This window comes from Pectobacterium sp. IFB5596 (genome assembly GCF_021432585.1).
Classification (GTDB): Bacteria; Pseudomonadota; Gammaproteobacteria; order Enterobacterales; family Enterobacteriaceae; genus Pectobacterium; species Pectobacterium punjabense.
In genome coordinates this window covers 549,160-567,052 of record NZ_LXFY01000012.1, presented here as the reverse complement: position 1 = coordinate 567,052, position 17,893 = coordinate 549,160, and the positions used below count along the sequence as shown (strand labels likewise).

The 17,893-nt window shown below is 50.6% G+C and carries 15 protein-coding genes; 5 read left to right on the top strand and 10 right to left on the bottom strand.

The window, feature by feature from the left end:
* Positions 1 to 9: 9 nt before the first annotated feature.
* From A6301_RS12225 to A6301_RS12200, 6 genes are all read right to left on the bottom strand, one after another.
* Positions 10 to 1,350: a phospholipase D-like domain-containing protein gene (locus tag A6301_RS12225; RefSeq protein WP_234257874.1), complete on the bottom strand. Its 1,341-nt coding sequence runs from the start codon at positions 1,348 to 1,350 to the stop codon at positions 10 to 12.
* Entirely contained in the window at positions 1,343 to 2,026 is a 684-nt protein-coding gene (locus tag A6301_RS12220) for a MotA/TolQ/ExbB proton channel family protein (protein ID WP_234257873.1), read from the bottom strand. Before A6301_RS12220 ends, A6301_RS12225 begins: the two co-directional genes overlap by 8 nt.
* 85 nt (positions 2,027 to 2,111) lie before the next feature.
* Positions 2,112 to 4,352 (bottom strand): TonB-dependent receptor, encoded by a 2,241-nt coding sequence (locus A6301_RS12215; protein WP_234257872.1) that lies wholly within the window; start codon positions 4,350 to 4,352, stop codon positions 2,112 to 2,114.
* A gap of 78 nt (positions 4,353 to 4,430) precedes the next feature.
* Complete coding sequence (locus A6301_RS12210) at positions 4,431 to 5,165, bottom strand: energy transducer TonB (protein ID WP_234257871.1); 735 nt, start codon at positions 5,163 to 5,165, stop codon at positions 4,431 to 4,433.
* Between the two features lies 1 nt (position 5,166).
* Positions 5,167 to 5,571: a biopolymer transporter ExbD gene (locus tag A6301_RS12205; RefSeq protein WP_107168199.1), complete on the bottom strand. Its 405-nt coding sequence runs from the start codon at positions 5,569 to 5,571 to the stop codon at positions 5,167 to 5,169.
* Positions 5,572 to 5,882: 311 nt separating this feature from the next.
* Positions 5,883 to 7,076, bottom strand: coding sequence for a multidrug efflux MFS transporter (locus A6301_RS12200; RefSeq protein WP_107168198.1), 1,194 nt, complete (start codon positions 7,074 to 7,076; stop codon positions 5,883 to 5,885).
* A gap of 383 nt (positions 7,077 to 7,459) precedes the next feature.
* Between A6301_RS12200 and azuC the strand changes: the two genes are divergently transcribed.
* Complete coding sequence (gene azuC, locus A6301_RS22485) at positions 7,460 to 7,546, top strand: stress response protein AzuC (protein WP_085996941.1); 87 nt, start codon at positions 7,460 to 7,462, stop codon at positions 7,544 to 7,546.
* Between the two features lie 116 nt (positions 7,547 to 7,662).
* Here azuC and A6301_RS12195 read toward each other — a convergent pair whose 3' ends face one another.
* From A6301_RS12195 to A6301_RS12180, 4 genes are all read right to left on the bottom strand, one after another.
* A complete protein-coding gene (locus A6301_RS12195) occupies positions 7,663 to 9,528 on the bottom strand; it encodes an Svx/AvrXca family virulence/avirulence protein (RefSeq protein WP_234257870.1) in 1,866 nt (621 codons plus the stop codon).
* Between the two features lie 252 nt (positions 9,529 to 9,780).
* Positions 9,781 to 11,091, bottom strand: a complete 1,311-nt coding sequence (locus A6301_RS12190) for a cytosine permease (protein WP_107168196.1) — start codon at positions 11,089 to 11,091, stop codon at positions 9,781 to 9,783.
* Between the two features lie 14 nt (positions 11,092 to 11,105).
* Positions 11,106 to 11,795 carry a LuxR C-terminal-related transcriptional regulator gene (locus A6301_RS12185; RefSeq protein WP_234257868.1) on the bottom strand — a complete coding sequence of 230 codons (690 nt, stop codon included), beginning with the start codon at positions 11,793 to 11,795 and terminating at the stop codon, positions 11,106 to 11,108.
* 28 nt (positions 11,796 to 11,823) lie between these two features.
* Positions 11,824 to 12,237: an N-acetyltransferase gene (locus A6301_RS12180; RefSeq protein WP_215482782.1), complete on the bottom strand. Its 414-nt coding sequence runs from the start codon at positions 12,235 to 12,237 to the stop codon at positions 11,824 to 11,826.
* A 507-nt stretch (positions 12,238 to 12,744) separates the two neighbouring features.
* On the opposite strand from A6301_RS12180, the gene A6301_RS12175 reads away from it, so the two are divergent.
* From A6301_RS12175 to A6301_RS12160, 4 genes are all read left to right on the top strand, one after another.
* Positions 12,745 to 13,638: a LysR family transcriptional regulator gene (locus A6301_RS12175; protein ID WP_234257867.1), complete on the top strand. Its 894-nt coding sequence runs from the start codon at positions 12,745 to 12,747 to the stop codon at positions 13,636 to 13,638.
* A 147-nt stretch (positions 13,639 to 13,785) separates the two neighbouring features.
* Positions 13,786 to 14,712, top strand: coding sequence for an AEC family transporter (locus A6301_RS12170; protein WP_234257866.1), 927 nt, complete (start codon positions 13,786 to 13,788; stop codon positions 14,710 to 14,712).
* Between the two features lie 205 nt (positions 14,713 to 14,917).
* Positions 14,918 to 17,122 (top strand): ferric-rhodotorulic acid/ferric-coprogen receptor FhuE, encoded by a 2,205-nt coding sequence (gene fhuE, locus A6301_RS12165; RefSeq protein ID WP_234257865.1) that lies wholly within the window; start codon positions 14,918 to 14,920, stop codon positions 17,120 to 17,122.
* A 270-nt stretch (positions 17,123 to 17,392) separates the two neighbouring features.
* Positions 17,393 to 17,887, top strand: a complete 495-nt coding sequence (locus tag A6301_RS12160) for a DUF2569 domain-containing protein (protein ID WP_107168191.1) — start codon at positions 17,393 to 17,395, stop codon at positions 17,885 to 17,887.
* The last annotated feature ends 6 nt before the right edge of the window (positions 17,888 to 17,893 follow it).

Genomic DNA, 17,893 nt, shown 5'->3' with positions numbered 1-17,893 from the left:
TGGTCGTGGCTACGGTGCGTTGACCGTGCCGCCTGTGGTAGACGAAGGGCTGTTCTCCTTCTCCTTATCTTTTTCTTTCATTCCACCTGGATCGGGCCGGGGGTAATCATAATCAATGCGCAGGGGATGTGCATAGGCGCTGTTCCACAGTTGTGTATAAAGCATGTCCACCCGCTGTGCCATTGCCGGGTTCTGGATCACCATTTCCAGATTGCGCGAGTTGTCCAGATAGCCGCCGCTCCAGTTGCTCGTGCCGATCCAGGCTTTTTTGCCATCGATTGTCATGATTTTACTGTGAATCACGCGGGCAAACGGGATGAAGCCGCTGCTGGCTTGAGGGATCGACACCGTTTTGATCTGGATGTTGGGTAGCACCGCCAGGCTTTTCAGGTAGGCGATGTTCGGCATTTTGGTGCTCCATTCGGACACCATCAACTCTACCTGTACACCGCGTGCGGCGGCGGTGCGAATGGCGTTATCGATAACCTCGTAGTAAGGGCGTGTGTTATCCGAGCCGTAGGAAAGCGGGACGTAATCCATCACCTGAATGCGAACCTGCTGCTGAGCTTCGGCTAGCAAACGGGGAAGCTCTTCTTCGGAATCTATCACTCCGGGAGGATTAAACGCTTTGGGGCTGGCAACCAGATAGTTGCCCGAACGGTCAACGGCGTCTGTCGATGTGGGCAACGGCGGAACGGTTTCTCCGTTGGCTAGTCGCGCCTGTGCCTGCCAGTCTTGTTCAAAAATGGCGCTAATTTGATTCACTACGCGCGGATCGTCGATCAATAACCCCGTTTCGTGAATGTGTTCCAGCGCTCGCCAGTCAAGATTCTGGCTGCCCATGTAGGCCTGTTTGCCATCAACCAGCAGGTATTTGGCATGCACAATCCCGCCGCTCAGACGTTCAAAAGGAATCACGCGTAGCTCCAAATTAGGAATCGTTTTGAGCTGTTCCAGCGTGTCCTGCGTAGAAATTTTTAGCCCTTTTTCTTCAAGCAGCAGTCGGATTCGCACGCCGCGCTCTCCGGCGGCACGCAGATGCTGTAAGACGTTATCAAAGCGCGTTCCTGCCTGATTCGCGACGTAGAATTGGCCTAGTTCAATGGTGTATTGGGCGTTATCAAACAGCGATATCCATACTGCATCGCTAGGGCGTAAGTCGGGGGCGGTCAGCGTGGTTTCGACCGGGGCGTCATACACGAGTTCATAGCCGGGAATGCGATAGCCGCTCGTGCTGGTGTCGGCATAGGCTGACACACTTACAATAAACAATACGCCTCCTGTCAGCAGTGTGTTGATGCAATGTTTCCAGCGTCGCCCCGGATGGGTGAAACCACAACAATTAAGCATAGCGTTTCTCCGCCATCGCTTTTTCTGTCATGGCACTGTCTGTCACGGAATGATGCGCCACAGCAGGGCCCACTTTCTGTTGGCGAGTATGCGGCATTCCGGCGCGAATCAGCAGGACTTTCAGCATTTCGTTGATGTGTTCCATCCGGCTTTGCAGGAAATTGTTCCCCAGCAGGCAAATCAGCGCGATGGCGATCCCCAGCCCGGTGGCGTACAGCGCCGTTCCCATTCCGGCAGAAACCTGACTCGGGTCGGAAATTCCGGCGGCAGACAGGGCTTTGAAGGTTTCGATGATCCCCATGATGGTGCCGAGCAGCCCCAGTAGTGGCGCTGCGGTGACGACGGTTTCCAGAATCCATAGTCCGCGCGACAGCTGTGGCTTACTTTGCAGGTATTGTGCGTCGATCAGGTCGTTCAGCGCATCGCGGTTTTCTGCCTGATGTGACTGCGCCAGTACGGGCGTAACGACACTAATGGGCAGACTAGGGCGCTGGGTCAGCGCGTCCGGCAGATCGTGGACGTGGCGAATATCCGCCGTTAGCGCGCGCTCCAGCCGTTTGGCCTGCCGACGCGTATAGGAAAAGTAGAGGCTGCGTTCGATGATGATCATCAGGGCGATCACCAGTGAGGCGTACATGACGTAGAAAATAATCTCGTGCAGCATATCGGCGTTCATGGCCTGATCCTTCTATTGCCTTGTTGGGCGTTGTTTGTGATGAGCGCCAGCGCGGGAAACCGCGCTGGCGTATGACATTATTGGATTAGAACGTGGCTTCCAGTGAGGCGCTGAAGGTGCGTTCTTCTCCGACGTTGTAAAACGGTGTGCCTGCCGATACGCCGTTGTACGATCTTGAGTTGAAGCTTACTGAGCGCGCAGAGTCGAGATACGCTTTGTCGAACAGGTTGTTGACGCCAAAGCGTAAGGTGGCGCTTTTCACGATCTTCTTATCCACTGGCAGATAGACGCCGGCGCTGAGATCGAAAACGGTACGTCCACCGATCTTCTCGTCATTGGTCATGTCGCCGTAGAACGAGCCAACGTAGCGGCTGTTCACGCCAGCGTAGTAAAGGCCGTCGTCATAGCCCAGTCCGAGGTTGAGCATATTTTTCGGCGCATTAGCGACCTGCTTGCCCGTGGTAGGGAGCTGGCTACCGCTGGTGGCGAGATTGTTTTTCTGCTCGGTGTCGGTATAGGTGTAAGCCGCAAAGTAGTTGAAGTTATGAGGCAGTTTGCCGCTCCATTCCAACTCCAGACCTTTGTTTTCTACTTTCCCGGCATTGATCATTTCGTAATCGCCGTTGGCGTCACGGCTGGAGATCTGACGATCGGTAAAGCGGATAAAGAACAGCGAAGCGCTCAGCAGCATGTTCTCATCCTGGAAGCGCCAGCCGAGTTCCTGATTCCAGCTCAGCTCTGGTTTGGTGTTGATGGAGTCGCCAACGTTGTACAAGATGTAGTTGGGCGGGGTACGCATGTTGCGCGTGATGTTATAGAACACCTGATTTTCGGTATTGATGCGGTAAGCCGCGTTAAAGCTGGGCAGGAATTCGTGGTACTTCTTGTTCTTTTTCTCTGCAACGTTATACAAGCTGCCGAGGTTAGTGCCGTCACGTTCTACGTGCTGATAGGCCAGACCGCCAGTGAACGTCCATTCCGGTGAGAAGAACCAGGTGTCCTGTACCCAGATTTTATGTGCTGGCGTGACGGTAAACTGGTTACGCCCTTGAACCACCTTCCCGTTGGCGTCAGTGATCTGATTCGCATCGCCGGGTTTGCCTGAGATGTTAACCGGGTTGCCGTCGCTTTGGAGCGGAATGAATGGCTGCGTTTGGCGCTGGCGGGCACGTTCAAACCAGTAGCCGATATCCAGGCTATGCTCGTCGTTAAGATCCCATTTCAGCTTGGTGGTGATACCCGGTCGCCAGGTTTCCGTCCACGACGGGCGGTAGTAGGTGTTGGAGGTCAGATTACTGAGATCGTAGTTACCCGCGCGGTCTGACGTCGCGGATAACACGCTGGCGCTTCCGCCACCAAAGCTGCCGCCGTTCGTCGAGAAATAGTAAGGCTGTAAGGTCAATGCCAGATTGTCGCGTAGCTGCAATTTCTGAGTGAAGGTGACATTCAGCGTTTCAAAGTTATTGCGGTTGATTTTGTAGTATTGAGAAATCTGTCCACGGTTGTTGTAAACCGGCGTTGTAGCGTAATCCATCTTACGCCCGTTTTGCTCGAACTGCCGTTTGCTCAACGTCGAATAGTTGATGGCATCTTGCTGATTATATTTCACAATCAGGCTACTGCTGTGGCCATTTTCATGTTCATACAGGCCATTCCACTCGACTTTATCGGCGCGGGAATAGCCTGCGCCACGCCATTTGTCGGAGTCGGTATACGAGTAAGAAAGCCAACTGCTAAAACCGTTGTGTTTACCGGTTTCCAGACGGGCGAAGGTCTTGCTGAGATTGTTACTGCCGAACGTCTGCTTAACGAAGCCGCCAAACTCTTTCGCCGGACGGTGGGAAACCAGCCCGATATTGCCGCCGCTGGCACCGATGTGCGGGCCATCCATTTCTGACGAGCCTTGGGTAACGAAAATTTGCTCCAGGTTTTCCGGGTCACCCATGCCGTTCGGGTACACGGCGTAGTCACCGGAGTCATTAACGGGGATACCGTCTGATGACAGGCCGACCTGATCCGCACTCATGCCGCGCATGGTATAGCTGACGCCGCTCAAGCCGCTGGCGTCGTTACTGCTGACATTCAAACCCGCCGTGTATTTCAGTTTATCAATGGCGTTGCCTGCTGCTGGCATCTTGTCCAGCGCGTCTTTCGTCACGGTCGAGCGTGATTTGGCGCTGTCTTCCTGAACCATTAGCCCTGCGCCGAGCGGTTGCCCCTGTACGTTGATCGTGCCGACATTTGTCGCTTCCTCTGCCAGTGCGGAACCTGCCAATAAGGCGCCGACGACGGACAAACATACCCCAGAAAGTTTGAACGGTTTCATTTAATAATCCTAGTTTTATCAATAAGGTATTGTTGACGTTACTTTTGCTTATTCACCCTCTTGCTCAGGCGCGACATGCTATTGCGCCTGATAATCGAACGTGGCTAAAAAGCGTTTTGTGCTTTGTCCTGCAAAGGCGTCGGCAGGGAAAGCCCGAACCTGTTTGATGCCCTGTAAGCTGGCTTGCGCAGCACGGTTCAGCAACATGCTTGGCGCTTTGCTGTTGATCCCTGAGCTGATAACGCGTCCTGTGCGATCCACTTCCAGCCAGACTTCAACGCGGCCTTCGGGACGCTCAAGCGATGCCTGTCTTCCAGTTGGGTAGCGTTTGATTTGTTCAAGCTGCGCGCGCAGCGCCTGCGCATAGCTATTTTCCAGCGCGGCGACATTCACCGGCGGCGTGGAAGGGGCTGCCGGTGTTGGAGGCTTGGCTAGGGCTTCCGGGCGTGGTGTAGTCGGTTTAGCCTGAGCAGGTGTCGGTTTAGGTTTGGTTTCTGCCTTGGGTTTAGCCTCTGATTTAGGCTTAGGCTTCACTTCCGGTTTCGGAGGCGTAACCGGCGGAGCTTCTATGATCGGATCGGGTTCATTAACCGGAATCGGCTCTGGTTCTGGTTCCGGCTGTGGCACAGGTTCTGGGATCGGTTCGGGCTGGGGAACTGACTCCGGTTCAGCCAGCGTGAGTGCCATGACCGTTTCGTCGTATTGCTGCTGAACTTTCAGCGGTGGTTGTTGGCTGGCGAAGAACAGGCAGGTGGCAAAGACCGGTAATGGTAACCAACTGATGGTGTGGCGTGAGCGATAGAGCAGATACATGTCACGATTTCCGGGTTGCGATAGAAATGGACGAAAAGCCCCCTTGACGCAGGGTATCCATGACGGCGACCAGACGCTCAACCTCGACGCTTTTATCGCTGTTGATAATGATGGTGGTTTGCTGGTCTTGTTGCTGCTGTTGCAGCGTCGTAACGAGATCGCTCAGTGCCATCGGCTGTCCGTCCAGCTCAAGATGATCCTGTGCGCCCAGTGTGATGATCGCTTTCTTCTGCGGTTTAAGTTGCTGTGCGCTGCCTGCGGCGGGGAGCTGTGTTTTCAGGCCTAGCGCTGGAATAACGTTCATGCTGATCAGGACAAAGAAGACCAACAGGAACATCATCACATCGATCATGGGAACTAAATCGATGTGGGCTTTCTGCTTTTTAGGTTCGTTCCAGTTTCTCATTACTCATTTCCCTACAGGCGCGAATGCCTGAATATCTGAGCAGGGCAATTCGCGTGGCGCCGAAACAAAGCAGCCAATATAGGTAGGGTTTGTTTAATTTTTTTTACATTTATGTGATTATTTTTTCATGTGGATACGTTTTTTTGGTAATTTTTTGTCAAAAAATAAGTTTTTTGATGTTTTTACATCATGAATTAACAGCAGCGGGAGAATCCCCTGAGAAAGGAAAAGTACGCCAGTCGAGTGAGAACAGCAGAAAAGCAATAGCCAGTGAAGCCACTGGCCGGAGGAGGGATTCTTTAACTTGAGAGCTATCCTTTTCCGCGTGGTTTCCTGAAAGCGAAAAAGAGTTGCAGCGTGTTGCATAGCACCAGAAAAGCGGTGACAACGAACACCCAGCGGAACCCCATCAGGGCGGAGACACCGGAACCCATCAGTGGCCCCAGCACGTTGCCTAAATACATGAATGACTGGTTATAGCCGAAGATGCGGCCTGTCACCTGCTGACTGCTGTATTTGACCAACAGCGCCTGCACGGTTGGCATCAGTGCACCATCGGCAAAGCCCAGCATGAAACGCAGAATGCCAAGCTGTGTCGGGCTTTGTACCACTGCCATGACCAGGAATAGCAGTACGCTGATCGCCAGCGCGGCGATCAGGACGCGATGTGCGCCGATGCGGTCACCTAAACGGCCAAGGCGTGGTGCCGATAGCAGAGCGGAAACGCCAGGAATGGCCGCAATCACGCCGCTGATAAAAGCAATATTGTCCGTGCCGGGAGCCAGATCGCGGATGAATAAGGTGAGAATAGGGCTGATGGAGCCGTTTGCCATCTGGATCATCATTGTCGTAATGAACAGACAGATGATAAGTGCTGGATAGGGAAGCGAAGCAAAGACCGCTTTCCCGCTGAGTCGATTCTCTTTGGTGACCTTAACCACACTCTCTTTAATCGCGAAAAGCGTAATCAGGAAGCTGGTAAACAGCATGCCTCCCGTGATGAAAAAGACGATGCGTAGCCCGATGTAGTCGGCCATAAAGCCGCCGAATAAGGGGCCGAGAATGACGCCGGCGATCTGTCCGGTCGATAGCATGCCCAGCGCCCAGCCGCTTTTTTCACGCGGAACCTGTGAGGCGATCAGTGCCATCGCGTTGGGAATGTAGCCGGAGGTCAGCCCCATTAACGAACGCAGGATGAACAACTGCCACACGTTGGTCGCTAACCCTTGCAGCGACATCACGATCGCCATGCCGAGCGCAGCGCGCAGCAGCATGAGCTTGCGCCCCTTACGGTCGGCGAGGCTTCCCCATAGCGGTGCCACGGCAGCAGAGATGAGAAAAGACGAGCTGAAGATCAAACCAGACCACAGGCTCAGCGATTCGTGTGAATTCACACCAAGCTGCTCAATGTACAGTGGCAAGAAGGGCAGTATCTGGCTCATGGCCAGCCCGGTGAAAAAGCATCCCAGCCAGGCAGAGAAGAGGTTAAGTTTCCAGGTTTCCATGTGGGCGGAAGGGGCCTTCATCAGCGAATAACCAATGGCGAAATTGTGGTTACCGTGCGTAAAAAGTGGGCTAACTGCTAGCGAATAGCGCTCAATTAATAACGGAGAGTGACTAAAATTTCGTCTTTCATCATGAGCATAGCATAGCCCGCAGCGTATTGGTTACTGAGGGTAATGATTCGCAACAAAAGAAAATCAGCATCAGTAGGGGATAGCGTGGGTTAATATAATTTTGTGATTCACGTCACAAAAAATGTGCTTTTGCTAGGCTGCCGTTGTACAATTCACCGACATAAGGCAAAGCATCGCCATTAAGAGAAAAGTTATTCCATCGCGTGATTAAAACTATTGCTTAATTAAACAATAAGTTAAGTAAAACCAAGGTGAAAAAAGTGCGTAACTTCTTTAAAAAAATGCTGGCGGCTTACCTGAATACTTATAAAGACGTGCCGCCTGGCGCACTGTTCTAAGAATCTGTGCTATGCAAGCAGGCCGCCATATTGGCGGCCTGTTTATTGATGGGGCCGACTTATTTTGAGAATCAACGTAACGTGGTTCTCAGTCCGTTCCCATTTTCATCGTGATATTACTTCGTACTGTAGACCGGAACCGCTGTCACTTCTGGCACGGCCTCGGTCAAGTAAGCACCGGCTGCGCTGCTTTTGACTTCATTCTCATCAATAAAGCCATAGAACACGCCCTGCGACGCGGAAACGCCGCGAATTTCTGCATCCCCGCGCATTTGCGCATTGCCTGATAACACAATACCGCGTTCATAGGCTCCCGGCCCCATGAAGACCGTATGTAGCCGCGCGTTATCACGTACGACAGTATCGCCCTGCATAACGGTGAGGCCGCTCACAACGGCACGCCCTTCTACTGTTCCGCTCAGAATCGTTGCACGATCTTCAATTCTGGCGTTATCCCTCACCGTACCACCGATGACGCGAGCGTAAGGCCCGACGTATGCGGTAGGGGCGACATTCGCGGAATTAGACACCCAGCCGCCGCCGTTTGGATGGCGAGAGCCGTTAGCGGTTGGATTTGGCGCACCGGGCTGGCTGCCCTCTGGCCAAACGCCAGTGAAATCAGCCATCCACGGATAGCGGTAAAGGGAGTAGTAAGCCTGATCCCACTTGATCTTCTGCATTTGCGACGGTGTGCCCATCACGACCATGTAAATGCCGCGATCGTCCTGTCGAATAGTGAAATTTTTCACCGTTGCCGATGCACCGCGCTGCAATTCGCTATAACGTGAAACACCGTCTGCGCCAATCGCAACAAGACCCCAGCGCCAGTCTGAATTAGGCTGCGGCATGGTTGCCGGATCGTTTTTCAGTCCAGGGAAGCGGGTAATGGCCGATTTACTTTGCACCATGCCACGGAATTTGACGGTGATTTTCGTCGCACCATTTTCAGGGATTAATCGGACGATGTTGTAGCCCAACTGCTGCGGAGCCTGATCGAACGGTACAGAGAAACGTCTGAGGCTGGCGCTGGCACCGACCACCGGCTCAAGCGCTGTGGTTCTCAACAGACGGTCGGCGTTACTCTGGTTAGGTTGTACCGCACCATAGCCGCCATAGGTTGAACGATAGAAACGACCACGATCGAAACCATCGGGATCGATGTAATCCCAGTTGACGTTGTGCATCGCCCAGTCGCCGAAGACGTCGTTGAATTCAGACTGGCTCCAGCCCATGTTGGTGCGCAAAACGGATAGCGGATCGGCGGTAGACTGGCCGCTTTCGCCCCATTTCGGCGCTTTTGCCCACATATCGTTGATAGCACCATAACCAAAACGGTTCTTCAGGTATTCCATAAACTGCCAGTTGCAGTAGCGGTTACGCGTTGAACCCAAATAAATATGCGAATAGTTGACCTGCATTTCTGAACAGTGTGCTGACGTACCGCGGAATTCATCCATCTGGTGCGTCATCCAGTTCGCGTGGGATTCCCAAATCCAGCCCACGTAGTTATCTCCCGTGCTCTGAAAACCGCCAGTTTGCCCTTGCAGTGCATGGGTAAATTCGTGCGCCAGCCCCCAGTTATCCTTGAGTGAGGCTGGCCCGATCCACATCCCCATACTGCCACCGCCAGCAATACCGCCGCTGAGGCCAAAAGTGGGATCGATGTGGATATTGGCTTTATATTTCACGGTTTGTTTGCAGTAAGGTTCGGGATACTGAATTTGGTTAATGAACTTATCCCAAATTTGTTCCAGTTTCTGCCCTGCGGCAACCGCATCATTACGGTTAACGTCGTTATTATTCCAGCGGAAGGCAAAGTGCTCCGTTTGGTATTTCACGGAAGGCATATCAGTGATGGAATTATCCACCTGCCAACTGCCTGCGACACAAGCCTCAGCGGCGTTTGCCGTATTGACCATTAATGCGCCACTTAAAACGAGTAGACAGTTTAGGGGCGTGAGACGTGTTTTTATTTTTGGCATAAATCCTTTTCCTAGCATGAATATTGCTAATTAGACTTATTATTTCGCGAGAATAGATTCCTCGTTAATATATAAGACTTCATCCCAAGGCCATCATGGCCTATACCCGTCATACTTCAAACTGCCTGTGCGTGAATGCCCATTCAGTTGGAATTATTCAGGAGCTATTTTGCTTAAGTGAAAATATATCGACCTCTGTAGAAAGAGGTCGATTGGAGTATAGGTTAATTTTACCGTGTTAACTATTTCATTTTAAGTTTTGGTTATGTCCTGGTTTCCTAAAATAATGTGATTGTTGGTGTAGTGCTTTATTAACCAATAAAGCAAGCTGGCAGCCAGTAACGAATTAAAGGCAGGTACACCCCACTCAAAGGCTAATCCGACGATGGCTCCAACAACGCTGGCGATAATTGCTGGCCAGCCAATCAGTGGCGTTTGCGTGCTGTCAGGTAATTGGCCTTCAGCACGACTGGTGTCGAGCAGCGTTCTGTGAGTGCGTAGAATATAATAATCAACCAGCATCACGCCGATAATTGGTGGGAATAATACGCCCAATAGCGTCAGGAAATCGATAAAGCGGTCCAAAATACCAGCCACGGATAGCGCGGTACCGATGAGGCCAATCACCAGTGTTATTGATACATAACGCAGTTTTTTCCCCGTTACGCCTTCTATCGCATTGGCGATGCCTAAAGAGGAAGAATAAAGATTGATATCATTCACCCTCAATGTCGAAAATATAACGGCAATGAGCCCAAGTCCGCCCGCAGCCTGGGACATGATCGTTACGACGTCTGCGGTATTGAGTGCGCGGGCAATAATGATGGCAAGGCCATTCACAATAAATTCCCCGACGATAATCGACAGCATTGTCATCCAGAAAACGTGTTTTCCTTTTTGGGAATAACGCGTCATATCTGGGGTAATTAAGCTGGCGACAATACAGCCGCCTACCACCATCGTCGCGCCTGCGCTAATGGAAATAACCTCGCCGTTGGGGGCTGAGGCAAGCAGTTCAGCAATATTGTGGCCGGAGAGCGTCATGATCGAAATATAGCCGACGACGAGAACAAACATCGGTACGGCAATTTTAGCGGTGAAGCGTAATGCTCTGAAGCCAAAGGCAACCAGCAGTGTCAGCGCAATGCCGGAAAGGGCAGCAGACCAGCCAAAGCCGAGTTTGTTTTCCATTGCGAAGTTGAGTGCTTTGGCGAATACGGCATTTTGGACACCAAACCAGCCAATAAGGCTAATGGCGATAACCAATCCAATCAGGACTGATCCAATACGGCCGAAACCGCACCAGCGTGCCAGAAGACTGCCGGACATGCCTTCTTTCATCCCTGCATAGCCTAATCCCACGGTCACTACGCCAAAAATGGCGCTGCCAATAAAGATGGCGATAAATGCCTGGCTTAGCGTCATTGAATGGCCGAGCACTGCGCCTAGCATAAATTGGTCTAGCGCGGTTAACATCCCGATGTGCACTAAAGCGACATTTAAAAAAGGCAGTCGAACATTTAGCGGAACGCGACTGACCGGATAATCATCTATTTTTTCCATGTGGGTATATTCGCTTATATAAATTGAATGCCTTTTTCGATGAGGGAATTGGGAATATAACCATCTATCCCAAGGTGACGACAAAATTCCTCAAATTGAGGTAATGAATGAGTCTCCGCTTTTTGGTAAATACTATATATTCTGTTCTCGATGGTTTTAGGCGATACATTCATTTTTCTTGCAATTTCCTTGTTTGAAAAACGTTGTAACATCAAGAATATAGTGTCAAGTTCTGACTGGGTGAAAATGCTGGTAGTTAACTCAGTTTGCAACGTAGTCGGCTTTTTTTGGTCTATATAAATGAGCGGAGAACGCGTATCCAGAGCTCTGGCGTTCCACATCGTACCAATGCACACTTTATTTTCATCAAAGATAGGAATCTTTTCGCTGACAAAAGGAGTTAGCGTTTTCTTTCCATACCAATAGTGTGTTTCGATCACGGTTACGCGTTGCTCGCTATTTTCTGTTAACCGGTCATGTTCTTTTAAATCGTCAGAAAGTTCCGCCCAGCTGGCAGGAAATTCATCATCTAATCGCCCTTCAATATCAAAACGTATTGGCGTATTGGTATAAAGGTAAGCGGCTTTATTCATGTAAACATGGCGTGATGATAAATCTTTAATACCCCATGGTTCATTTAAACACTCCATCATAATAATCAGATTGCGAATATAATCAGTCATGTTTTCTTGTGATGATGGCATCCTGCCCTCCTTATAGGTCGGGATTAATTCAACGGATCAATTTAGCTAAATAGTGTCGAGTATGCTTGTGTGCATAACCCGGCAAATTACCATACTCTTTGTATCCTAATTTTTCGTAGAATCCTTTGGCTTGAAAGTCGAATGTGTCTACATAAGCTAGATGGCAGTCTCGTTTTAGTGCTTCTTTTTCAGCAGCTTGCATAAGTTGACGACCAAGACCACTTTTACGATGCTTATCACTAACCCAAAGGTATTGAACTTCTAATGCTCCCCACCAGGTTCTGGATATTAATCCTGCGATGATATTATTTTCATCGTCTTTGAAATTTAAAAAAAGGGGAGAAATATCAACCGCGTCATACTGTGCGTTGTGTTTCCACAGGCTTGCTATTACAAATTCTTCTTCATCCTGCTCTGGTGTGCCAGTAATATTCAGATTCATTACAATAAAACCTCATTATTAGCATGCTAAATTATATTCCCAGCATTTCTTTATCATATTAAATATATTTAAGCAAGAGTGGATTTCACTCGTTATTAAGTTGTCGCGCCACGCTATGATAAACACATCATCTGATATTTTTTGAACGTCTTTTGATAAAAAATATAAACTAAACATGTGTTTGCCTCACCAGGGAAAACACTCAACAAATTATAATAAAATTCAAGTTGTATCGGAAGCACATCTTTTGTAATCAACTGCTCGTTTTTTCTAGCAACACACTTGTAGCGCCCGGTTTATGCCAGCGAAATGTAGCACTATTTCTTCGCTGGCACCTCCTCTCCCGACCGATCCCCATCACATAACGTATGTTGCAACATAGGCAAAAAGACGACATTGTTATTGCCCCATGGAATTGTTACGGCTTTCTATCGCATTGCTCTGGTGTAACGCTCGATAGCGCACCATTTTTTACCGTTCATATATAGAGGCCGGAGAGTGGACTGAATGTCGTTAAAAGCCTTACGCACGCTGGTTGCGATTGCCCAGTATGGATCTTTTTCCCGTGCGGCTGAAGCGGTATGCCTGACGCAATCAGCCGTTAGCCTGCACGTTCGTGCTTTGGAGGAGGATTTCAATACGTCACTTTTCGATCGCTCACGTCGCGTTCCGGTTCTGACTGAAGCGGGACTCCGTGCGGTGGAGCAAGCGCGGGAAATTCTTGCGCAATATGACGCGATTGCCACCGAGCTAGGCGAGGGCGGTGAACTAGCCGGACGCCTGCGAGTTGGTGCGATCCAAACTGCTCTGGCCGGCGTTTTGCCCGCCGCACTGGCTGCGTTGCGTCGTGCTCATCCACGTTTGCGTGTTCAGGTGAATTCTGGGATGTCGGCGGAGCTGGCTATCCGTATTGACGCCGGGGAGCTGGATGCCGCCGTGACTACCGAACCGGTAAAACCCTATCCAACCGGTTTGGTGAGTACGCCACTGTATCAGGAAGGATTCTGGATTATTGCGCCGTCAGATCTGGCGTCTCTGGATGCCAGCTCGCTCTTACAGCACTATCCCTTTATTCGTTTCGATCGCCGCGCCTGGGCTGGGCGAACCATCGATCGTGAGCTGCGTCGTCAGCGACTGCGGGTACAAACCGATATGGAGTTGGACAGTCAGGATGCCATTATCCAGATGGTTACCTGCGGGCTTGGCGTGGCAGTTATTCCGCTGTCCGAACGGGAGAGGGAGCGTTTGGATAATCTGACCTGTCTCCCATTTGGGGCTCCCCAACAACAGCGGCGTGTTGTGCTGCTGGAGCGAGAAGATCGCCCGGCGGGGCGTTTTGCCACGGTGCTGGCCGAAGCTATACGGACGCAGGCGGGTAAGGCTGCAATCCATGAGAAATAATTGAGTTAATGTTGATTTAATCTCGTTTTTTTCTCATCGAAAGTCCCGCTATGGTAGTACCTGTTTCGTCACTTTCAGGTATTGAACTATGGTGTTCCATTCGCAATTCTCCCCACTTTCACCGTCTTCCCCCTTACGTGGCAGCCTATGATCGTCTCTCTCCTGTTGGCATTATTGCCGATTGCTCTGCTGATTATTCTGGGATCGTGGTTACGCCAACGTGCTTTTTTGGCGGCGGCATTCTGGCCGCAGGCTGAAAAGCTGGGTTATTACATTCTGCTTCCTGCACTGTTTCTGCATGGACTGGCGACAGCGCGTTTGGATGGCGTGCCGATAACGGCGATGATCCTGACACTGGTGTGCTCGACGCTGGCGGTGGCCGTCGTGCTGGTTGCGGTGCGCCGCTTCTTTCCCGTTGATGATTCGGCGTTTACTTCAATCTTTCAGGGAGGCGTCCGTTTTAATAACTACGTTGGCGTGTCTGCTGCCGCTGGGTTATTTGGCGCACACGGTGTGGCGCTTGCTGCCGTCGCGAATGCGGCGATTGTGCCGACGGTCAATATTCTTTGTGTATTGGTCTTCGCCCGCTACGGCAATGCTGGGACGCCTTCATTCAAGAATATTGCCCGATTGTTGGTGTTGAACCCGTTGGTGGTGGCCTGCGCTATCGGCATTACTTTGCAGATTGCCGCTTTAGGTCTGCCGCCGGGGATTGAACCGGTTCTAAAATCGCTAGGGCAAGCGTCACTGCCGCTGGGGTTGTTGTGTGTCGGTGCGGCGCTGGATTTTTCCGCCGCTCGTAGCTGGTTGCGCCCGGTAGTGATTGCATCATGTGCAAAATTCATTGCCATGCCGCTGGTGACGATTGTCGCCTGCTACCTCTTTAATCTGTCTGGTGCGGCGGCGGTTGCTGCACTGCTGTTTCAGGCACTGCCGACGGCATCGTCGTCTTACATTATGGCTCGTCAGCTTGGCGGTGATGCGCCATTGATGGCAGGTATCATTGCGATTCAAACCTTGATGGCAGGCGTCGCGTTGCCGCTGGCAGTCCTTGGGCTGAGTGGACTGTTATGAATCTCTCAAATGTTTCTTTTTTAACAATGCCGCGTTAACGATATGGTGATTTGTTCTTTTATATCTATTTGTATTTTAATGAAATTAATCATTTTATTGAAGTATTAATAATGCGTATAGTTATCATTTACCTTTCTGTGCAAATGTTGACAAAAAACGCCTCAGCATCTCGCCAACATTACCATCAGTTAACCGAGGATATACCATGTCTTTTGGAGTTACTCGCGCCGGAAAAATGCGCGTTTGTGATTCTTCGTTGGCCGGAGTAAAACCATTCGGAGTCTCTCTTCTCGCCCTATTGATTTCCGCTTCTTTCCTGCCTGCTCAGGCCGCTACCGAAGAAAAACCAACTTCCGGTGATACGCTTGTCGTCAGCGCGAATGCTAACGCTAACGCAGAAGTTAGCGACCCGCAGGATTACAGCGTGAAAGTCACTAACGCTGGAACTAAGATGACGTTGACGCCGCGTGATATTCCGCAGTCGGTGAGTGTCATCAGTAAGCAGCGTATCGAAGATCAGAACTTGCAAACGATTGGTGAGGTGATGGCAAACACGACGGGAGTCTTTGCCAACAATATCGATTCCGACCGCTCTAGTTACTATTCTCGTGGTTTTCTGATCAATAATTACTTATTCGACGGTATTCCAACCGTAGTGGATGATATCTGGGATTTTGGTGACTCAGGTTCCGATACGGCAATCTATGACCGTATTGAAGTGGTGCGTGGCGCGACAGGGCTGATGACGGGAACGGGTAATCCTTCTGCTGCGGTGAACATGGTGCGTAAGCATGCGGACAGCCGTGAATTCAAAGGTTCGGTGTCTGGCAGTTACGGTTCATGGAATAACCAGCGTATGGTGACCGATCTGTCTGCGCCGCTGACGGAGTCCGGCAACGTACGCGGGCGAGTCGTCGCGGGCTATCAGGATAATGACACATGGCTCGATCGTTATCATAAACGAAAAAAATTCCTCTACGGTGTGGTCGATGCCGATGTGACCGACTCGACGACGATCTCCCTGGGTTATGATTATCAGGAAAGTAATACAGACAGCCCAACCTGGGGCGGGCTGCCGACGTGGTTTACTGACGGTAGCCCTACACATTTTGGTCGTAGCTTTAATACTGCACCAAACTGGAGCTACTCCGATAAAACGTCGAGAAAAGTGTTTGCCGATCTGACTCAGCGTTTTGATAACGGCTGGCAACTGCGTATGAACGGAACGCATGCCGAAACCAACTTCGATTCCAAGCTGATGTATGCCAATGGTTTCCCGGATAAAGATACCGGAATACTTGTTGATCCGTTTGGGGCTAATGTGGGTGCTTACGGTGGATGGAATAAAGGAACACGTAAGGTCGATTCTATCGATACCTACGCCTCTGGCCCGTTCGAGTTACTGGGACGCCAGCATGAGCTGGTGGTAGGCGGCAGCTACAGCCGACAACGTAACCAGTTCTATAATTCCCAATCGACGATCGGTCCGGCAGATATGGGCAATTACTACAACTGGAATGGCAATATTGCCGATCCGGTATGGGGAGCCTGGGCGGATTATGAGCATTCTACGTTACGCCAAAAATCGCTCTATACCTCAGCGCGTTTCTCTCTGGCCGATCCGCTGCACTTAATCGCTGGTGCGCGTTATACCGACTGGAGCATCATCGGTTCGACGGGGGATACCAGTAAGAGTCGGGTGACGCCTTATGTCGGTCTGGTTTATGACATTAACGATACCTGGTCGACGTATGCCAGCTACACCGATATCTTCCAGCCGCAAACAAAGAAAGAGGGGCCTAACACGTATCTGGCTCCTGTAACGGGTAAAAACTATGAAGCAGGTCTGAAAGGAGATTGGTACAACAGCCGTCTAACTGCTTCAGTTGCCGTGTTCCGTATTGAACAGGATAACTTGGCAGAGGCACTGCCCCCTTCTGGCGCACCTGAAACCTATTACCGGTCTGTTGATGGTACGGTGAGCAAAGGCATCGAGTTTGAAGTCAATGGTGCGGTGACAGATAACTTGCAAATGACGTTTGGTGGCTCTCGCTTCGTTGCCGACGATAAAGATGGTAAGTCGATCAACTCATATCTGCCGCGTACGTCACTTAAGCTGTTTACCCGCTATCAGTTGCCAATGCTGCCGGACTTAACCGTTGGCGGCGGTGTGAACTGGCAAAATGGTATCTGGCAAGAAGGCTCTGGCCCGCAAAACACTACGCTGCGCGCCGAGCAGGGCAGCTACGCGCTGGTTAATCTGTTTAGCCGTTATCAGGTAACGAAGCAGCTGGCGGTGCAGGCGAATATCAACAACCTGTTTGATAAAGAGTACAGCGATTTCCTTGCACCTTATGCCGTGTATGGTGCGCCTCGTAGCGTCTCGATGACCGTTAACTATGCGTTCTAGTCCGCTGCTCTAAATTGATGCAAGTAACTTGCCCGATGGTTCGGTGACCTGCTATCGCGAATAATCGTAGCGCCCGTTGTCTCAATGACTCGGGCGCTTTTTCTTTTACCGCGATGTTGAAATGTTTCCCTTCATCACCTGAAGCATTGGTTACATGAATGGATAGTGGAATAGGGGGTTAACATTGATTCGGGGATCGGAGACAATTGCGTATTATATTCAGGCGGGGAAGTGTTTTTCCTGTTGGAACATTTTTACAGGGATTAAAAAATGAAGTGCTTGAACTGCGAGAACGATGCGCAAAAAGAGTCGGGCTTGTGTACAGCGTGTGAAGGAAAAGAGCAGCAGAAGATTAACGGTATTCTCTACCTTCCGGCGCTGGGAATTATTCTCTCTGTCATTATGGCGCCGTTCTCACTGTATGAACTGGTCAGTGTCGTGCTGGCGCATTTCAAAAAAACTGGATTTGTTAGTTATTACAGTCTGTTCGCTATATTTTGCGTAATTGCTTTATTCGGCATGTCGATTTTTACTGCGCTAACGTTTTTTCGCCGCAAGCGGCGGACGAAGGTGGTAATGGTCGCTTACTATGTCATTAATGCCGTTTGCGTATGTTGCTTAACGTTATTGCCTTCACTGCTGTTTGGTGTCGCGCTGGACGATAATGCATTGAGTATGCTTTCTGGCGTTGTTGTCGGCATTATCGTCTGGATTCCGTATTTCTTGTTCTCGAAAAGAGTTCCGCAGGTTTTTAGCCGCGAGTAAATAGGT

Coding starts and splice junctions, on each gene's coding strand:
- A6301_RS12175 (WP_234257867.1), top strand. CDS start 12,745: ATGTCGTTAAAAGCCTTACGCACGCTGGTTGCGATTGCCCAGTATGGA.
- A6301_RS12170 (WP_234257866.1), top strand. CDS start 13,786: ATGATCGTCTCTCTCCTGTTGGCATTATTGCCGATTGCTCTGCTGATT.
- A6301_RS12225 (WP_234257874.1), bottom strand. CDS start 1,350: ATGCTTAATTGTTGTGGTTTCACCCATCCGGGGCGACGCTGGAAACAT.
- A6301_RS12205 (WP_107168199.1), bottom strand. CDS start 5,571: ATGAGAAACTGGAACGAACCTAAAAAGCAGAAAGCCCACATCGATTTA.
- A6301_RS12195 (WP_234257870.1), bottom strand. CDS start 9,528: ATGCCAAAAATAAAAACACGTCTCACGCCCCTAAACTGTCTACTCGTT.
- A6301_RS12210 (WP_234257871.1), bottom strand. CDS start 5,165: ATGTATCTGCTCTATCGCTCACGCCACACCATCAGTTGGTTACCATTA.
- A6301_RS12215 (WP_234257872.1), bottom strand. CDS start 4,352: ATGAAACCGTTCAAACTTTCTGGGGTATGTTTGTCCGTCGTCGGCGCC.
- A6301_RS12185 (WP_234257868.1), bottom strand. CDS start 11,795: ATGCCATCATCACAAGAAAACATGACTGATTATATTCGCAATCTGATT.
- fhuE (WP_234257865.1), top strand. CDS start 14,918: ATGTCTTTTGGAGTTACTCGCGCCGGAAAAATGCGCGTTTGTGATTCT.
- A6301_RS12220 (WP_234257873.1), bottom strand. CDS start 2,026: ATGAACGCCGATATGCTGCACGAGATTATTTTCTACGTCATGTACGCC.
- A6301_RS12200 (WP_107168198.1), bottom strand. CDS start 7,076: ATGGAAACCTGGAAACTTAACCTCTTCTCTGCCTGGCTGGGATGCTTT.
- A6301_RS12180 (WP_215482782.1), bottom strand. CDS start 12,237: ATGAATCTGAATATTACTGGCACACCAGAGCAGGATGAAGAAGAATTT.
- A6301_RS12160 (WP_107168191.1), top strand. CDS start 17,393: ATGAAGTGCTTGAACTGCGAGAACGATGCGCAAAAAGAGTCGGGCTTG.
- A6301_RS12190 (WP_107168196.1), bottom strand. CDS start 11,091: ATGGAAAAAATAGATGATTATCCGGTCAGTCGCGTTCCGCTAAATGTT.